This window comes from Nocardioides marmotae (genome assembly GCF_013177455.1).
GTDB lineage: Bacteria > Actinomycetota > Actinomycetes > Propionibacteriales > Nocardioidaceae > Nocardioides > Nocardioides marmotae.
On sequence record NZ_CP053660.1, the window covers coordinates 2481030 to 2496988 of the forward strand.

Genomic DNA, 15959 nt, shown 5'->3' on the forward strand with positions numbered 1-15959 from the left:
CCCTGCCCGTCATGTCCGGTGCTCACGGCTCCGGGGCTGACGGGAGGTCGGCACGTGCGTGCCGAGCCACCCTGCGTGCACTTCCCATCCGGACTTTGACCGTCGGTCCAGGAGTTCCACCTGGTCAACCGGTCACAGGCTTGTGACCGGGTCGCGGACTTTCACCGCCGGCTCGGAATTTCACCGACCCCAGAGCACGCGAGCGTGTTGCTCGTCTGGGGCGAGTCTGCCACAGGGCGTGCGTCCCCCTACCGCGACCCGGCCCACCTGGTGGGACAACCTTCCGGCCCGCTGCGGCGTCCCACGGTCATGCGCCCCCTCCTCGCCGCCGTCCTCTCCGCCGTCTTCCTGCTCGCCGGCTGCGGGGATGGACCGGCACGGTCCGCCGACCCAGCCGCGGGGCCGTCCGTGGAAACGTCCCCGCGGGTGGACCGGGGTCGTGCGATCGCCATGGCGCCGACGTCGGTGCTGCGCGACGTCCGGGTGCGGCGCACTCCGCGCGGGCTCGACGTGACGGCGTGGTGGGGCTGCCTGGACCCGCAGGCCTGCCCGCTCGCCGACCAGGCCGTCGCCGCCAGCGGGGACGACTTCGCGACGGCGACGTACGACGAGGTCGGCCGCCGGCAGGCGCTCCGGCGGCTCGGCGCCGCGGACCGGATCAACGGCGGCCGGCCCACCGGCGTGCCGGCGACCCGCGGACTGGTGAGCGTCGAGGCCGACTCGCTCGTCGCCGGCGTCCGGGCCGTGGTCGCCGGGGGCGACGGCGCGACGCTGCTGCCGTTCCAGCGGGTCGTCCGCGGGACGGGTGGCCGGTGGGACGTCTTCGACGTGCCGGAGGTCGACGGAGAGCGGGGCTACGTGAGCGGGGCGGTCGTCCTTCCCGACGGGCGGCTGCTCGTGCTGCTCCCGGCCTGGAGCGGCGACCGGGCCGGCCGGCCCAGCACCGTCCACCACGGCCTGTGGGTCTCCGCCGGCGCCGACTGGTCGTCGTACCGGCCCTGGGCCGGTGACCCCGGCGGTGTCCAGGACCTGCGCGCCGACCCGCGCGCCGGCGGGGTCCTCTGGTTGCTGGTCGCCGACGACGTGGCGCCCCTGCTGGTCTCGACCGACGGCGGCCGCACGTTGCGGGCCGTGCGGACCCGGTGACCCCTTCGGAGCTTGATCGAACGTTCGATCAAGGGCGAGCCTGTGGATCCCTCGCCCCTCTCGCGCGGACCGAGGAGCGGGTGCTCGAGGAGGGCTGGGCCGGACACCTGCCCCGCTCACCGGACGACCTCGTGGTCCTCCGCACCTGGCTGGCGTGGTCGGAGCTGGCCCGGCCGAGTCGGCACCTTCGCCCGGCCGAGTCGGCACTTCTCACCGGCCGAGTCGGCACTTCTCACCGGCCGAGTCGGCACTTCCATCCCTCACGACGTCGGAACCGCCCACTCGGCACACCGGAACTGCCGACTCGGCACACCGGAACTGCCGACTCGGCACACCGGAACTGCCGACTCGGCACGCCAGAAGTGCCGACTCGATCAGCTGGTGGGAGCGGCGGCCGCCGCGGTCTCGCGCAGCGCGGCCACCATCGCGTCGGGGTCCTCCGCGGAGTAGACCGCCGAGCCGGCGACGAAGACGTCGGCCCCGGCCTCCGCGCAGCGCCCGATGGTCTCCAGCGAGACGCCGCCGTCGACCTGGAGCCAGGTCTCCACGCCGTGCTTGTCCATCAGGGCGCGGGCCCGGCGGATCTTGGGCAGCACCAGGTCGAGGAACTTCTGGCCGCCAAAGCCGGGCTCGACGGTCATGAGCAGCACCATGTCGAGCTCCGGCAGGAGCTCCTCGTAGGGCTCGATGGGGGTCGCGGGGCGCAGCGCCATCGACGCGCGTGCGCCGTGGGCGCGGATCTCGCGGGCGAGCCGGACCGGGGCCCGGGCCGCCTCGACGTGGAAGGTGACCGAGCCGCAGCCGGCCTCGACGTAGGCGACGGCGTTGGCGTCGGGGTCCTCGATCATCAGGTGCGCGTCGAGGGGGGTGTCGGTGGAGCGGGCCAGCGCCTCGACCATGGTCGGCCCGAAGGTCAGGTTCGGGACGAAGTGGTTGTCCATCACGTCGACGTGGACCCAGTCGGCGCCGGGGATCCTGGCCACCTCCGCCCCGAGGTTCGCGAAGTCGGCGTTGAGGATGCTCGGCGTGATCTGCAGGTGTCGCACGGACGACCAGTCTAGGGAGGCCCCGACCCGTCCGCGACGGCGCCTTGAGCGTGGCGGCCGATGTCGCGCCGCCGCGGACGGGGTGGGTGCGCACGATCCCGAGGCCGGCAGCGTCGTCACCGCGGTCGGCCGCTTTCGGGGCAGCGGCGCCGCGTCGGGAGGTGGTGCTGACGACGGCGGCCTCGCGGACCACTCGTGGTGTGCGCACCTACCAAGGTAGGGAGCCTCGATGAGATGCCGGTGAGAAGGAGATGAGCGTCTGCTGTGAGGCTCGGGCCCGCCGGGGACGCCTCACCCGGCGTCGGGATCGGCCGGCGGCTCGGCGCCCTCGGCCTCGTCGCGCTCGGCCCAGGCCAGCAGCGGCGCGATGTCCCAGGGGTCGGCGTCGATGTCGCCGTGCAGGTCGCCGAGCTCGGCGAAGCGCTGTGGCACCGTGAAGATCGTGAAGTCGCGCGGGTCGACGTCGGCGACCTCCTCCCAGCGGATCGGGGTGGAGACGCGGGCGTCGGGCAGGCCGCGCACGGAGTACGCCGCGGCGATGGTGTGGTCGCGGGCGTTCTGGTTGTAGTCGACGAAGACCGTCGTGGGGTCGCGGTCCTTGCGCCACCAGGTCAGGTCCACCTCGTCGGGGGCGCGCCGCTCGACCTCGCGGGCGAAGGCGAGCGCGGCGCGGCGGACGTCGGTGAACCCGTGGTCGGGCTGGATCCGCACGTAGACGTGGAGGCCCTTGCTGCCGCTGGTCTTGGGGTGGCCGGTGGCCCCCAGCTCGTCGAGGACCTCCTGGACGACGCCGGCCACGCGGCGTACCCGGTCGAAGTCGCAGTCCGGGCCCGGGTCGAGGTCGATGCGCCACTCGTCGGGCTTCTCGGTGTCGGCGCGCCGGCTGTTCCAGGGGTGGAACTCCACCGTCGACATCTGCACCGCCCAGATGACGCTGGCGAGCTCGGTGACGCACAGCTCGTCGGCGGTGCGGTTCCATCGGGGGAAGTGCAGGCGCACGGTCTCCACCCACGGCGGGGCGCCCTGGGGCAGCCGCTTCTGGTGGACCTTCTCCCCCGCCAGGCCCTTCGGGAAGCGGTGCAGCATGCACGGGCGCTCCCACAGGGCGTTGACGATGCCGGGGCCGACGGCCAGGTAGTACTCGACCAGGTCGAGCTTGGTGGCGCCGGACTCCGGGAAGTAGACGCGGTCGGGGTTGCTCACCCGCACGACGCGGTCGTCGACCTCGATCTCGACGGACGGGGACTTCGACGCGGCCACGCGACCACCGTAGTGGGCCGTACGGTGGCCCCCGTGGGACTCGACCAACCGCCCGTCGTCCGCGTGTCCGTGCCGCGGGAGGGCCGGGCGGAGAAGCTTCCGCTGCGGCAGTGGCCGATGACGGTGCCGGCCGTCGAGCACGTCGTACGCCGCGGGCTCGACCTCGCCCCGGGGGTGACGTTCCTCGTCGGCGAGAACGGCTCGGGCAAGTCGACGATCGTCGAGGCGGTCGCCGAGGCCTACGGTCTCTCCCCCGAGGGCGGCACCCGCAACTCCCACCACTCGACCCGGGTGACCGAGTCGCCGCTGGGTGCCGCGCTCACGCTCCAACGGGGCCTCGGCGCGGGCCGCTGGGGGTTCTTCCTGCGCGCCGAGACCATGCACGGGTGGTACACGCACCAGGAGCAGTACGGCGGCCCGTCGCTGCACGAGATGAGCCACGGCGAGTCGTTCCTGGAGGTGCTGCGCACCCGGTTCTCCTCCCCCGGCTTCTACTGCCTCGACGAGCCCGAGGCCGCGCTGTCGTTCTCCTCCACCCTCGGGCTGATCGCGGTGCTCCACGACCTGGCGCGCCGGGGCGGACAGGTGCTGTGCGCGACCCACTCCCCGGTGCTCGCGGCGATGCCCGGCGCGCGGATCCTCGAGGTCGGGCCCTGGGGGCTGCGCCCCACCACGTGGGAGGACCTGGAGCTGGTCGAGCACTGGCGCGCCTACCTCGCCGACCCGGGGCGCTACCTGCGCCACGTGCTCGACTGAGCGGCTCTCCTCAAGACTGGCGGCTCAACCGCGGTTCACCAACCGCGGTTGAGAGCGATCGTCACGCCGGCATGGACCTGAGGCACACCGGCCCCAATCGTGGTTCCGCAGAGGATTGCTCGCCATCCACCCCCGCACGAGTAATCGCTGGCGCCGTCGGGAGCGTGCCGTCGATCGTCGTCGCCAAGTCCAATGCGGAGGGCTCACAGCGCGCGTCCGACGGTTGACAGCACTTTCAATCCGCGAGCGGATTCTTGATTGGATCGGAGGAAGCGTCGCTGGCAGCGCCTATCGCGCCGCCTGCGTCGCGTAACCGCGGGGTCTCTCCGAGGCGCGCCGGCCTGTGCGAGTCATCGTCAGCCGAGACGTCGTACGCCGAGCACGGTGGGGTGGCCCGCACCCACCAAGACGTCGCGACCCAGTGCCAGAGAGCGCCTTCTCCCTCGCCAATACCGTGCTACGGCGCCTCACACGTTGACCCCTGCTGTTAAGGCAATTGACCAGTTCCTTTAGGCGGAGTCCCCGTGACTGAGTTCCTCAGGCACCTTCCAGTGTGGTGTGCGGCCTCGCGTCACGAACACCCCGGCTACAACAACCGCCGCCGCCACTCCGATCGGGATCGACCACTTGAGCGGCGCCGTCCCCGCATAACCCATGGCCAACAAGACGGCCCCCGCGGCCAAGAGGACATCCGCGACGAGTCCCACCCGCGAACCGTCCAGCGTGAGAACGGGCTGCGTGGAGGGGTCCGGTTCGTACGTTTCCAATAGCGCCCGCGAGCGATCAATCAGGCGCTCCCTGACCGGGGAATCGTCCAGCATCTCGATCAGCTCGAGCTCCTCCCGAATCTCTCGACGGAGGCGACGTCGACGCCCACCCTGCTGCACCTGCCACAGGACAACACCGACAACCAGCGCCGAGACTCCCGCGAGCGCGGCCTTCCATACCTCGTCCACGTCGGGACCGTACGACGGGATACGAGCGGCGTCCCGTGATCCGCCGAGAACCTATGAGCCGTCGACTGCCCCCTGCACCCCGGATACGACACGACGGGCCGTGCCTCATCCAGCAAGGGTGCTGAGGGTCGTCCGCCCCGAGAATTGGCGCCGACTACAGGCGGCGGCGAGTGTCTAGACACGGGCGACCTCCGCCGCGCCGTGGCGTCTGCTCCACACTCCGCTTCAGGCGCTCATCGTTCCACGCCATCAGGATTCCGAGCACTCCTCCGCCGATCGCAGACCACCAGGGCGGGGAGTCGATGAGCACGCCAAGGCCGACGACAGCGGCGACACCAAGCCCGAGGGTCAGAGCCATAGCGCCGAGCCGTCGACGTCGATACCGCCAGTGGGAGCCCGGCGTCTTCAAGTACCGCTCGAGCCGGGCGTGCGCCGATGCCTCTAGTCGGACCTTCAACTCCGTCCCGCCGAGGTAATCAGCCACCTCAAGCTCGTGCTTCGCGACTGTGAGCGCTCGCCAACGCCGGCCGCCCTTTGCAATCTGATGCGCCAAGAACGCAAGCACAGCGCCGCCCACGACGCTCGCAATCAATGACTGCCACACGACCACGGACCGTAGGTGCATCCGCCGACAGCCGCGTGCGTTCAAACGAGCGACGCGGCATCCGACCGATTGGGCCGCCCCGTCCGGACCGCTCCCCCAGGACAGCCGCTGGCACGCCCGCCCCCTACCAATTCCCCAGGGTTGTCCTGACAGCGAGCTCGTCGTGCGTCGTACCGCCGCCAGCAAGCACGCCGTGAACGCGGCGTACGAGGATTGGTGTCCGGAGTCCAGTCACGCCTGGGCACTAGCCCCGGTCTCTTACCTCGACCGGAACCAGCAGGCCCTCGAGCACGGCGAAGCCTGAAGTGCTCCCCGGGCCACGTGCTCGACTGACCTCCCCGGGCCTCTCAGCTGCGGCGCAGCAGCGCCAGGAACATCGCGTCGGTGCCGTGGCGGTGCGGCCACAGCTGGAGCGTCCCCTCGAGCGGGCCGGCGGCGTCGGGCACCTGGGGCAGCAGGCCGGAGGCGTCCTCGAGCCGTACGTCGTCCCGCCCGCCGAGCACGTCGCGGACCACGTCCGCGGTCTCGGCCAGCACCGGCGAGCAGGTCGCGTAGAGCACGACCCCGCCGGGGCGCACCAGGTCCAGGGCCGAGCCGAGCAGCGCCCGCTGGAGGTCGGCCAGCTCCGTGACGTCAGCCGGCCGGCGCCGCCACCGCGCCTCGGGCCGGCGACGCAGCGCGCCCAGGCCGGTGCACGGCGCGTCGACGAGCACCCGGTCGAAGGCGCCGGGGCGGAAGGGCGCCCGCGTGCCGTCGGCGGTCACCACGCCCGCGACGCCGTCGGCCCCGCGGAGGGAACGCGCGACCAGGCGGGCCCGGTGGGCCTGCCGCTCGCCGGCGACGAGCCGAGCCCCGCGGGCGGCAGCCAGGGCGGCCAGCAGCGCGGCCTTCCCGCCCGGCCCCGCGCAGAGGTCGAGCCACCGCTCGTCGCGGCCCTCGACGGGCGCCGCCGCGGCGACCTCGGCCACCAGCTGGGAGCCCTCGTCCTGCACGCCGGCCCGACCCTCGGCGACGGCCGGCACCGCCCCCGGGTCGCCGCCCTCGAGCACCACGCCGTAGGGCGACCACGGGGTCGGCTCGCCGGGCAGCTCCGCGCGGGCCGCGCGGCCCGGGCGGGCCACCAGGGTCACCCGCGGCGGCTCGTTGTCGGCGGCCAAGAGCGCGGGGAGCTCGGCCTCGCCGACCGCGCGGGCCAGCTCGGTGACCACCCAGGCCGGGTGGCTGAACGCGACGGCCGCGTGGCCGTGCGGGTCGGTGGCGGGGTCCGGCGCGACGAGGGCGAGCCAGCCGTCGAGGTCGTGGGCGGTCACCTTGCGCAGCACGGCGTTGGCGAACCCGGCCGCCCCGGCACCGACCTTCGCGCGGACCAGGTCGACGGTGGTGCTGATCGCCGCGTGGGCGGGCACCCGCATGGAGAGCAGCTGGTGCGCGCCGAGCCGCAGCGCGTCGAGCACCTTCGCCTCGACCTTGGCCAGCGGCCGGTCGATGCAGGCGGCCAGCACGGCGTCGTACGTCCCTCGGCGCCGGATCGTCCCGGAGACGAGCTCGGTCACGAAGGCGGCGTCCCGCCCGGCCAGACCGTGCTGGGCGAGCACGCTGGGGAGGACGAGGTTGGTGTAGGCGCCGTCGACGCGGACCGCCTTGAGCACCTCGAGGGCGGCGGCGCGGGGCGCGTCGACCCGCGGCCGCGGCGCCGGGCGGCGGCGACGATCAGCCATCGGTGCCCCCCTCGAGGTCGGCCAGGTGCTCGCGGACGAGCCGCTTCGGGGCACGCGCGGCCCAGGCGTCGGTGACCACCGCGCGCAGCTCCTCGACGTCGAGCTCGCCGAGCCGGGACTGCGAGAGGAGCACCGCGCTGGTGCGCCGGAAGTGGTCGATGGTGAAGAACGGCAGGGACGGGTCGGCGACGAGCGCCTCCTTGGCGTCCATGTCGGGGGTGGTGATCACCAGGAGGTCCTCGTAGGGCTGCCCGGTGACCGGGTCCAGCGCGTGGCGGTCGGGGGCGCGGAAGAGCAGGAAGCCGCGCCCCCGCACGAGGTACGTCGGCCGGTCGCCCCAGCTGGTCCCGAGCTCGACCTCGGGCAGCGACCGGCAGATCGCGTCGACGTCCTCGGGGGTCGCGGGGCGGCCCATGTCAGGCCCCGAGCCGGGTGCCCGACTCCAGCCGCACGCCGCGGGCCCAGTCGGCCGCGCCCATCTGCTTCTTGCCGAAGGCCTTGACCTCGCCGAGGCGGACCGCGTCGGTGCTCGTGCCGACGAGCACGGCGTTCTTGCGGACCTCGAGGACGCCGGGCTCCAGGCGGGTGCCCTCCTCGATACTGACCGGGCCGACCTTGAGCCGCTCCCCCGCGTGCGTCGTCCAGGCGCCGGGCCCGGGCGTGCACGCGCGGATGCGCCGGTCGACGGCGACGGCGGGCTCGGTCCAGTCGACCTCGGCGTCCTCGACGAGGATCTTCGGCGCGACGCTGACGCCGTCCTCGGGCTGCTCGCGGGCGACGAGCGAGCCGTCCGCGATGCCGTCGAGGGTGGCGACCAGCAGGCCGGCGCCGCCCTCGGCGAGCCGGGCGAGCAGGTCACCGGCGGTGTCGGTGGGTCGGATCCGCTCGGTCATCACGCCGAAGGTCGGGCCGGCGTCCATGGCCTTGACGATGCGGAACGTCGTCGCGCCGGTGACCTCGTCGCCGGCCCAGATCGCGTGCTGCACCGGCGCCGCGCCACGCCAGGCGGGCAGGCAGGAGAAGTGCAGGTTGACCCAGCCGTGCGGCGGGATGTCGAGCGCGGACTGCGGCAGCAGCGCGCCGTACGCGACGACCGGGCAGCAGTCGGGGCGCAGCGCCCTCAGCTGCTCCTGGAACTCCGGGTCGCGCGGGTGGTCGGGCTTGAGGACCGGCACGCCGAGCTCCTCGGCGCGCTGGGCGACCGGGCTCGCGACGAGCTTGCGACCGCGGCCGGCGGGCGCGTCGGGGCGGGTGACGACGCCGACCAGCTCGTGGTCGGAGGCCGCGATGGCGTCGAGGGAGGGGACGGCGACCTCGGGGGTGCCGGCGAAGACGAGACGCATGAGCTCAGAAACCGAAACCGTTCGTGGGATGGGGGCTGATCTTGACCTGGGGCTTCTCGAGGCCGAACCACTCGGACTCGCGGATCTCCTTCATCGCAGCCTTGCGCGCCGCGGCGTCGAGCCGGTCGATGAAGAGCACGCCGTCGAGGTGGTCGGTCTCGTGCTGGATCGCCCGCGCGAGCAGCTCGGAGCCGTGCACGGTGAGCGGCTCGCCGTGCATGTCGAAGCCGTGGGCGACCACCGAGAGGGCGCGGCGGCACTCGTAGGTGAGCTCGGGGAGCGACAGGCAGCCCTCGAGGCCCTCCTGCTGCTCCTCGGACAGCTCGAGGGTGGGGTTGACCAGGTGGCCGACCTCGCCGTCGACGTACCAGGTGAACACGCGGAGGCCGACGCCGATCTGCGGGGCCGCGAGGCCGGCGCCGGGGGCGTCGAGCATGGTGTCGGTGAGGTCCGAGACGAGCTGGCGCAGCTCCTTGTCGAAGTCCACGACCTCCACCGCGGGCTTGCGCAGCACCGGGTCCCCGAAGAGTCGGATCGGCTGGATGGCCACGGTTCTCCTGAGACGGGGTGGGTACGGCGTGCAGCGCTCAACTCTAGTGGCTCGGGAACCCGGGCGACCCCGCGGGCGTCGGAGCGCCGTGAGGACGTGGATCGCGGTCGTGCTGCTGGTCGGTCCCGCCGTGGTGGGCTGCGGCGAGGACGACGTCTCCTTCGCCGACCGGGCGGCGACGACGTACGACGGGTCGCTCGTGCCGGGCGCCGACGTGCTGCGCCACCCCCGGGCCGGGGTGGCGGGCAACGTCGTCGACTGCGACACCTGGGGCACGGGCTCGGCCTTCGAGGGCGACGTCTACGACGAGGGCGCGACCGCCGGGGACCCCGAGGGCGCGGTGCGCCACGCCTTCAGCGAGGGGCTGTGGCTGACCCTGCCCGACGACCTGGCCGAGGCCGCCCGGGCCGAGGACCGGGTGCTGTACGTCGCGGAGGTGGACGGTCGTGCCAAGGTCGCGGTCGTCGTCCACGACGGCGCGGGGACCGCGGGCGCCGGCGGCGGCGGCTGGTACGTGGAGTCGTGGGCCCGGTGCGACGTCGTCGAGCTGCCGCCGGACTTCGTCGAGGAGCGGGGCTACCAGGTCTGGCACGACGCCGAGGGCCGGGTCGTGCCCACCACCGAGCTCGAGGCCCAGGCCGGCCCGGAGCACTGCGACTGGCAGGACATGACCTTCCTCCACCTCGCCGGGGACGGGCGCGACGCGACCTTCGCGCGCGACCCCCATCGCGACGTCCGGGACTACTTTGCCGAGCCCTACCTCGCCCACACCACCCTGCCGCCGGACGCGGTCGACACCGGCTACCGCCGCGACGACGACCGGATGTGGATCGCGCCCGGGGACGCCCGGGTCTACGTCGGCGAGGGCCCCGATGACGTCGAGCTGTGGCCGCGCATGGTGGAGCCGTTGGGGTGTGAGTGAGCGAGCCGGTCCGCCGCCCGCGACAGCGATCTACGGTGAGAACTGGATCACCGCGGGTCAGTGCACCGCGCAAGCAGGAGGCACCACGCGATACCGGTCGAACAGCAACGCATCGGACGCCGTGGAACGCGCGACGGTGCCGCTCCGCTTCGCGCCCGGATGGTGCCAGATCCGGTCACTCTGGCCGGAGTGCGCTGGCCGGCCCGTCGGGCGTCGCGGATGCGCAGTCGTCCCGCGCGGCGTCGGTGCAGGTCGTCGGTCGGCACCACTGGGCTCGTGGTGATCTGCCTCGGTCGGCCTATGTCCTTCGGTGGAAGGCGACCTTTCCGTCGGGGAGGTGGGTGGTCTCGAAGGCGGGGTCGTGGACCCGGGCGTGGTGGCGCGGGCAGAGGTTGCGGGCGTTGGTCAGGTTCGTCTTCCCGCCGTGCGACCAGGGGTGGTCGTGGTGGGCGTGGCAGAGGTGGGCGGGCCAGTCGCAGCCGTCGGCGGTGCAGGTCGGCTGGGCGAGGTTGAGCCCGCGGCGTTGAGCACCGGAGAACAGTCGGGTCTTCCGGCCGAGGTCGAGCAGCTCGGACCTCGAGCCGAGGACGGCCGGGATCAGATCGGCCTCGCAGGCCAGCCGGCGGGCGGTGGCGGCGGAGATGACGCCGCCGTCGTCGAGCATGCCCGGTGCGAGACCGTCCATCAGCGACTCGACGTCGATGGTGACGACGAGGGTGGCGTTGAGGCCGCCGAGCTTCGGGAGGTGGTCGGCGGGGAGTCGTTCGAGGAGCTCGCAGAACGCATCGCCCATCCGTTCCGGGGAGGGGCGGCGCTCGACCTGCTCCCTCTCGACGTCCGGGTCCTGGGTGGCGGCCTGGTGCTTCGGCGCCGCGTACGCGAGGAGCGTCTTGTGCAGCATCGCGGCGTGCAGCTCGGGGATCGAGAACTTCCCTCGGACCGAGCCCTTCCCGTCGGGGCACATCGTCAGCCACGCGCCCGCGCGAGCCTCGCGTTCCTCGCGCTCCAACGCCCGGGCGTCGCGGGCCTCACCGATCTCGGGTGCCACCACGGTCAGGACGTGCTTGGCCAGCACCGCGAGGGTCTTCGGGTCGAGGTGGGCGGCCTCGGCGAGGAGGTGCTGCTCGGCCCGGGCGGGGATCGCCGGGTCATCGAGGTCCTCGGGCAGCCGGTCGACGCAGGAGGTGATCACGCGGGCGTGGTCGGCACTGATGGCCCCTTCGACGAGCGCGGCCGAGGTGGGCGCGTGCCGGTCCAGGGACTCGGCGAGTCGGGTGCGGCTCTTCGCCACCCGGCGCTCCTGACGCGTGTGGTGGGCCCACCAGGAGGCGGTGTCGGTCGCGCCGGCCCTCTCGCCGGCCTGGCGGCGGTCGGCCTCGGCAACCAGCCGCAGCTCCAGCGCCTCCGCCTGAGCGCGCAGCCGCGACGCCTCGACCAGGGTCGCCTCGACGTCCTCGTCCGACATCGACCACAGCTCCGCCGTGGCCGCCTGATGGGTCTTGCGCCGGGACTTCGCGACAGCACGGCACACGGTGTGTGCGTGGTGTCGCGAGTCCTTGGCCATGGGTCTACTCAAGCACCGACCACCGACAGTCAGACCGCCATTTCCCCAGGTCAGACCGCATGTCGAGACGAGGTTCGACGAGTTTCAGAGCCGGCCCGCAATCCCTGGCAGCCCACCCACCGCAAGCCGGACGACGGCCGCAACCACGCGGCGTACCTCTCCCGTAGCTGCCCTGACGGTGACCACCGACGACCCGGAGGCCGCGGTCCCGCCCGCCTGCTCAAGCCGGTCCGATCGCGCTGGCCGAAGTGCGTGGTCCGGCCGTCGCGGTCGTGTGCCTGAGAACGCGCCGCGGCGCGCCGTCGAGCACACGACCCCGCCCTGGACCCGGTCGTGCGAACGACGCTCTCGGCCCGAAGTGCGCCGAACGCGGCACGGCGGATGTCGAGGAGGCGCTGGCGCAGTCAGCGGCGTGCCGACGATTGCCGTCCCCAGAGCATGAGGGTGACCGCTAGCACGACCCCGACGGAGCCAAGCGCTAGCCCGACAACTGTGACTCGGCGCGGAAGCACCTTGGTGCCCGGCTTGGCCCGACCGACGCCCCAGCGGCAGGCCACAGCGGGTCAGCCATGCTCGACTGGGTTTTCTAGGACGACGTCGCTGTAGGTGGCGACACCGAGCCCGTCACAACGAGCCCGTCACGACGAGCCCGTCACAACGAGTAGGGGTCGACCTGGATCCGGACGGGGTCGAGCTTGCGGGCCGAGCGGACCCGCTGCAGCTCGCCCAGCGCTCGGCCCAGCGCCGCCCCGGAGGCGCGCGGCACCCGGACGACGGCCCGGACCTCGGGGTCGTCCTGCTCCCCGAGCGAGGTGGGGACCGGGCCGAGGACCTCCCCGACCTCGGGCAGGCTCAGCAGGGTGAGCGCGTCGTCGACGGCGCCCGGCTCGCCGGTGATGGTGGCGAGCCGGCTGGCCGGGGGCAGGTGCGCCTCCTGCCGCTCCGCGGTCTCGCGGGCCGCGAAGCCGCCGGGGTCCCACCGCACGAGCGCCTGGATCGCCGGGTGCGCAGGGTCGCCGACGACCAGCGCCCGCCCGCCGGGGCGGACCAGGCCGACCGCGTCGCACCAGCGCCGCAGCGCCTCCTCGTCGGTGCGCAGGTCGGTGCGGCCGAGCAGCAGCCAGGCGTCGAGCAGGACGACCGCCGCGTAGCCGCCGTCCGCGACCGGCTCGGCCCCCGGCGTCGCGACCACGACCGCCGGGCGGGCGTCGACGGTCGCGAGCACGCGGTCCCGCGAGCTGGTCAGCACGCGGGTGCGCGGCAACGCGCGGCCGATCTCCTCGGCGGTACGGGCGTCGCCGACCACGGGGGCGCGCAGGCCGCGGTGGCCGCACTCCCCGCAGGCCCAGCCGGGAGTCTCGGTGCCGCACCAGCGGCAGGCCGGCGGGGTGGTCGGCCCGGTCAGGGCGAGCGGCCCGCGGCAGGCGGTGCAGCGCGCGGGCGTGCGGCACCGCTCGCAGGCCAGCGCGGCGACGTACCCCAGACGCGGGTTCTGCACCAGCACCGGCCCGTCGGCCAGCGCCGAGCGGATCGCCTCGAACGCCTGGCGCGGCACCCGGGCGGCGCGGGCGAGCGGGTCGCGCAGGAGGTCCTGGTCGCTGGCGCCGGCCACCACGGTCCGCACCCGCTCGCGGACCACCGTGCGGGGCGCGGCCAGCTCGCGGGCCCAGCCGGTGCGCAGGAGGTACTCCGCCTCGACGCTGCGGGCGAACCCGGCGACCAGCGCGGCCGTCCCCTCCCGCTCGGCGCGGAGCAGCAAGGTCTCGCGGGCGTGCGGGTACGGCGCCCGGGGCTCGGCGTGCAGGTCGTCACCGTCGTCCCACACCACGACCAGTCCGAGGTCGTGGACCGGCGCGAAGGCTGCCGCGCGGGTCCCGACCACGATCCGGCGGGTGCCGCGGGCGACCGCGAGGAAGTCTCGGTAGCGCCGTGCGGGACCGGCGTCGGCGGTCAGCGTCACGTGGTGCTCGCCGCCCAGCAGGGCGGTGAGGGCCCGGTCGACCCGGTCGACGTCCTTGCCGTCGGGCACGCAGATCAGCACACCGCGGCCCGCTCGTCGCGTGGCCGCGGCCGCCTCGGCCACCCGGGCCGGCCAGTCCTCCCCCGGCGCGGCCGACCAGACCGCGCGGGGCGCGGCACCCTCCTCGAGGTGGGCGAGGTACGCCGCCGCGTGCTCGTAGACCGCCCAGCCGGCGGCCTCGCCCTCCCGCGCCGGGGGCACCGGCGGCTCGGCCGGGGAGGGCTCCTTCTCGGTCGTGGCGTGCCGGGGCGGCACGGCCAGCCGCAGCACGTCGGAGCGGTTGCCGGCGTACCGCTCGGCGACGGCCCCGACCAGGCCGGCCACGGCCGGGCTGAGCACCGGCTCGTCGCTCACCACCCGCCGCAACGGCGCGAGCCGGCCGGGGTGGTCGGAGCTGGCGGCCCGCTCGAGGAGGTAGCCGTCGACGTCCTGGCCGGCGAAGCGGACCTTGACCCGGACCCCGGGCCGCGCCGCCTGGGCCATCGCGGCCGGCACGGCGTAGTCGAAGGGCCGGTCCAGGTGCGCGAGCGCGACGTCGACGAGGACCCGGGCGACCGGGTCGACCTCGGCGATCTCGGCCTCGGCGGCCTTGCGGGCGCGGGTGGCCCGCGCCTTGGCCTGCGACTCCTTGACGCTGGCCCGCACGCTCTGCCACTCATGGGCGGGCAGCAGCTCGGGCTGCTCCTCCGGTCCGCTCACGCCGTGCAGTCTCCCAGCGGGCGCCGACGGTCGGCGTGCCGGGATCCGGTGAGCGTCCCCGGGGCCGCAGGGGCGCTCACCGGGCTTCGACACGCTCGGCGCCGGGGCGCCTCGCTGCTCACCCAGCGAGCCCTGCTCAGATGCCCACGGCCGCCTTGAGGGCGTCGGCGCGGTCGGTGCGCTCCCAGGTGAAGTCGGGCAGCTCGCGACCGAAGTGGCCGTAGGCCGAGGTCTGGGCGTAGATCGGGCGCAGCAGGTCCAGGTCGCGCAGAATCGCGGCCGGACGCAGGTCGAAGACCTCGAGCACGGCCTTCTGGATCTCCTCGTCGGAGACCACGCCGGTGCCGAAGGTCTGCACGAAGACGCCGACCGGCTGGGCCTTGCCGATCGCGTAGGCGACCTGGACCTCGCAGCGGCGGGCCAGGCCCGCGGCGACGACGTTCTTGGCGACCCAGCGCATCGCGTAGGCGGCCGAGCGGTCGACCTTGGACGGGTCCTTGCCGGAGAACGCGCCGCCACCGTGGCGGGCCATGCCGCCGTAGGTGTCGACGATGATCTTGCGGCCGGTCAGGCCGGCGTCGCCCATCGGACCGCCGACCACGAAGCGGCCGGTGGGGTTGACCAGCAGCCGGTAGTCCTCGGAGGGGATCTCGAAGCTCGCGAGGACCGGGTCGATGACGTTCTGCTTGATCTCGATCTCGAGCTTGGCGAGGTCGGTCTCCTCGGAGTGCTGGGTGGACAGCACGACCGTGTCGACGCGGACCGGACGGTCCTCGGCGTCGTACTCGATGGTGACCTGGGTCTTGCCGTCGGGGCGCAGGTTGTCCATGACGCCGGTCTTGCGGACCTCGGTCAGCCGCTCGGCGAGGCGCTGGGCGATGACGATCGGCAGCGGCATGAGCACGGGGGTGTCGTCGCAGGCGTAGCCGAACATCAGGCCCTGGTCGCCGGCACCGCGGCGGTCCAGCTCGTCCTCGGAGGTGCCGACGCGCGACTCGTGGCCGTGGTCGACGCCCTGGGCGATGTCGGCGGACTGGCCGCCGATGGCGACCTGGACGCCGCAGCTGGTGCCGTCGAAGCCCTTCTCGGAGGAGTCGTAGCCGATGTCGAGGATGGCCTGGCGGACCAGCTCGGCGACCGGGGCGTAGGCGTTGGTGCGCACCTCACCGGCCACGACGACCAGACCGGTGGTCAGCAGCGTCTCCACGGCGACGCGGAGGTTCTCCTTGTCGCCGTCGTTGGCCATCAGGTAGTCCAGCACCGTGTCGCTGATGCGGTCGGCGATCTTGTCGGGGTGACCCTCGGTCACGGACTCCGAGGTGAAGAGTCGTCCAGCCACAGCACAGCTCCTGTCGTTCGGGTGGTGCACACGGTA

General features: G+C 73.7%; 13 protein-coding genes and 1 riboswitch. Of the genes, 3 read left to right on the forward strand and 10 right to left on the reverse strand.

The features are described from left to right. Nucleotides 1-71: 71 nt before the first annotated feature. A riboswitch (FMN riboswitch) is annotated at nucleotides 72-202 on the reverse strand. Nucleotides 203-426: 224 nt separating this feature from the next. Then, the gene (locus HPC71_RS11990; RefSeq protein WP_154617284.1) at nucleotides 427-1146 is read left to right on the forward strand and encodes a hypothetical protein; all 720 of its coding nucleotides are present in this window, start codon (nucleotides 427-429) and stop codon (nucleotides 1144-1146) included. 374 nt (nucleotides 1147-1520) lie between these two features. On the opposite strand, the gene rpe is transcribed toward HPC71_RS11990, so the two are convergent. Further along, nucleotides 1521-2192, reverse strand: coding sequence for a ribulose-phosphate 3-epimerase (rpe, locus tag HPC71_RS11995; RefSeq protein WP_171896727.1), 672 nt, complete (start codon nucleotides 2190-2192; stop codon nucleotides 1521-1523). A gap of 291 nt (nucleotides 2193-2483) precedes the next feature. Continuing rightward, a complete protein-coding gene (gene ligD, locus HPC71_RS12000) occupies nucleotides 2484-3452 on the reverse strand; it encodes a non-homologous end-joining DNA ligase (protein WP_171896728.1) in 969 nt (322 codons plus the stop codon). Nucleotides 3453-3485: 33 nt separating this feature from the next. Between ligD and HPC71_RS12005 the strand changes: the two genes are divergently transcribed. Beyond that, on the forward strand, nucleotides 3486-4208 hold the full coding sequence (locus HPC71_RS12005; RefSeq protein ID WP_253943697.1) for an AAA family ATPase: 723 nt from the start codon (nucleotides 3486-3488) through the stop codon (nucleotides 4206-4208). A gap of 509 nt (nucleotides 4209-4717) precedes the next feature. Here the strand turns inward: HPC71_RS12005 and HPC71_RS12010 are convergent. The 5 genes from HPC71_RS12010 to def form a co-directional block, all read right to left on the reverse strand. Beyond that, complete coding sequence (locus tag HPC71_RS12010; protein ID WP_154617288.1) at nucleotides 4718-5164, reverse strand: hypothetical protein; 447 nt, start codon at nucleotides 5162-5164, stop codon at nucleotides 4718-4720. 951 nt (nucleotides 5165-6115) lie between these two features. Next, nucleotides 6116-7486: an RsmB/NOP family class I SAM-dependent RNA methyltransferase gene (locus HPC71_RS12015; protein ID WP_154617290.1), complete on the reverse strand. Its 1371-nt coding sequence runs from the start codon at nucleotides 7484-7486 to the stop codon at nucleotides 6116-6118. Then, nucleotides 7479-7901: an MmcQ/YjbR family DNA-binding protein gene (locus tag HPC71_RS12020; RefSeq protein ID WP_154617292.1), complete on the reverse strand. Its 423-nt coding sequence runs from the start codon at nucleotides 7899-7901 to the stop codon at nucleotides 7479-7481. The genes HPC71_RS12015 and HPC71_RS12020 overlap by 8 nt, the downstream gene beginning before the upstream one ends. A 1-nt stretch (nucleotide 7902) precedes the next feature. Beyond that, nucleotides 7903-8829 carry a methionyl-tRNA formyltransferase gene (gene fmt / locus HPC71_RS12025; protein WP_154617294.1) on the reverse strand — a complete coding sequence of 309 codons (927 nt, stop codon included), beginning with the start codon at nucleotides 8827-8829 and terminating at the stop codon, nucleotides 7903-7905. 4 nt (nucleotides 8830-8833) lie between these two features. Beyond that, nucleotides 8834-9379, reverse strand: a complete 546-nt coding sequence (gene def, locus HPC71_RS12030; protein WP_171896729.1) for a peptide deformylase — start codon at nucleotides 9377-9379, stop codon at nucleotides 8834-8836. A gap of 88 nt (nucleotides 9380-9467) precedes the next feature. Between def and HPC71_RS12035 the strand changes: the two genes are divergently transcribed. Beyond that, nucleotides 9468-10301 (forward strand): hypothetical protein, encoded by an 834-nt coding sequence (locus tag HPC71_RS12035; protein ID WP_154617296.1) that lies wholly within the window; start codon nucleotides 9468-9470, stop codon nucleotides 10299-10301. A 298-nt stretch (nucleotides 10302-10599) separates the two neighbouring features. Here HPC71_RS12035 and HPC71_RS12040 read toward each other — a convergent pair whose 3' ends face one another. The 3 genes from HPC71_RS12040 to metK all read right to left on the reverse strand — a co-directional run bounded on the left by HPC71_RS12040 (nucleotide 10600) and on the right by metK (nucleotide 15923). Continuing rightward, nucleotides 10600-11865: an HNH endonuclease signature motif containing protein gene (locus tag HPC71_RS12040; protein ID WP_154617298.1), complete on the reverse strand. Its 1266-nt coding sequence runs from the start codon at nucleotides 11863-11865 to the stop codon at nucleotides 10600-10602. Nucleotides 11866-12517: 652 nt separating this feature from the next. Next, nucleotides 12518-14584 carry a primosomal protein N' gene (locus HPC71_RS12045; RefSeq protein ID WP_171896730.1) on the reverse strand — a complete coding sequence of 689 codons (2067 nt, stop codon included), beginning with the start codon at nucleotides 14582-14584 and terminating at the stop codon, nucleotides 12518-12520. 136 nt (nucleotides 14585-14720) lie between these two features. Then, nucleotides 14721-15923 carry a methionine adenosyltransferase gene (gene metK / locus HPC71_RS12050; RefSeq protein ID WP_171896731.1) on the reverse strand — a complete coding sequence of 401 codons (1203 nt, stop codon included), beginning with the start codon at nucleotides 15921-15923 and terminating at the stop codon, nucleotides 14721-14723. Nucleotides 15924-15959: the final 36 nt, after the last annotated feature.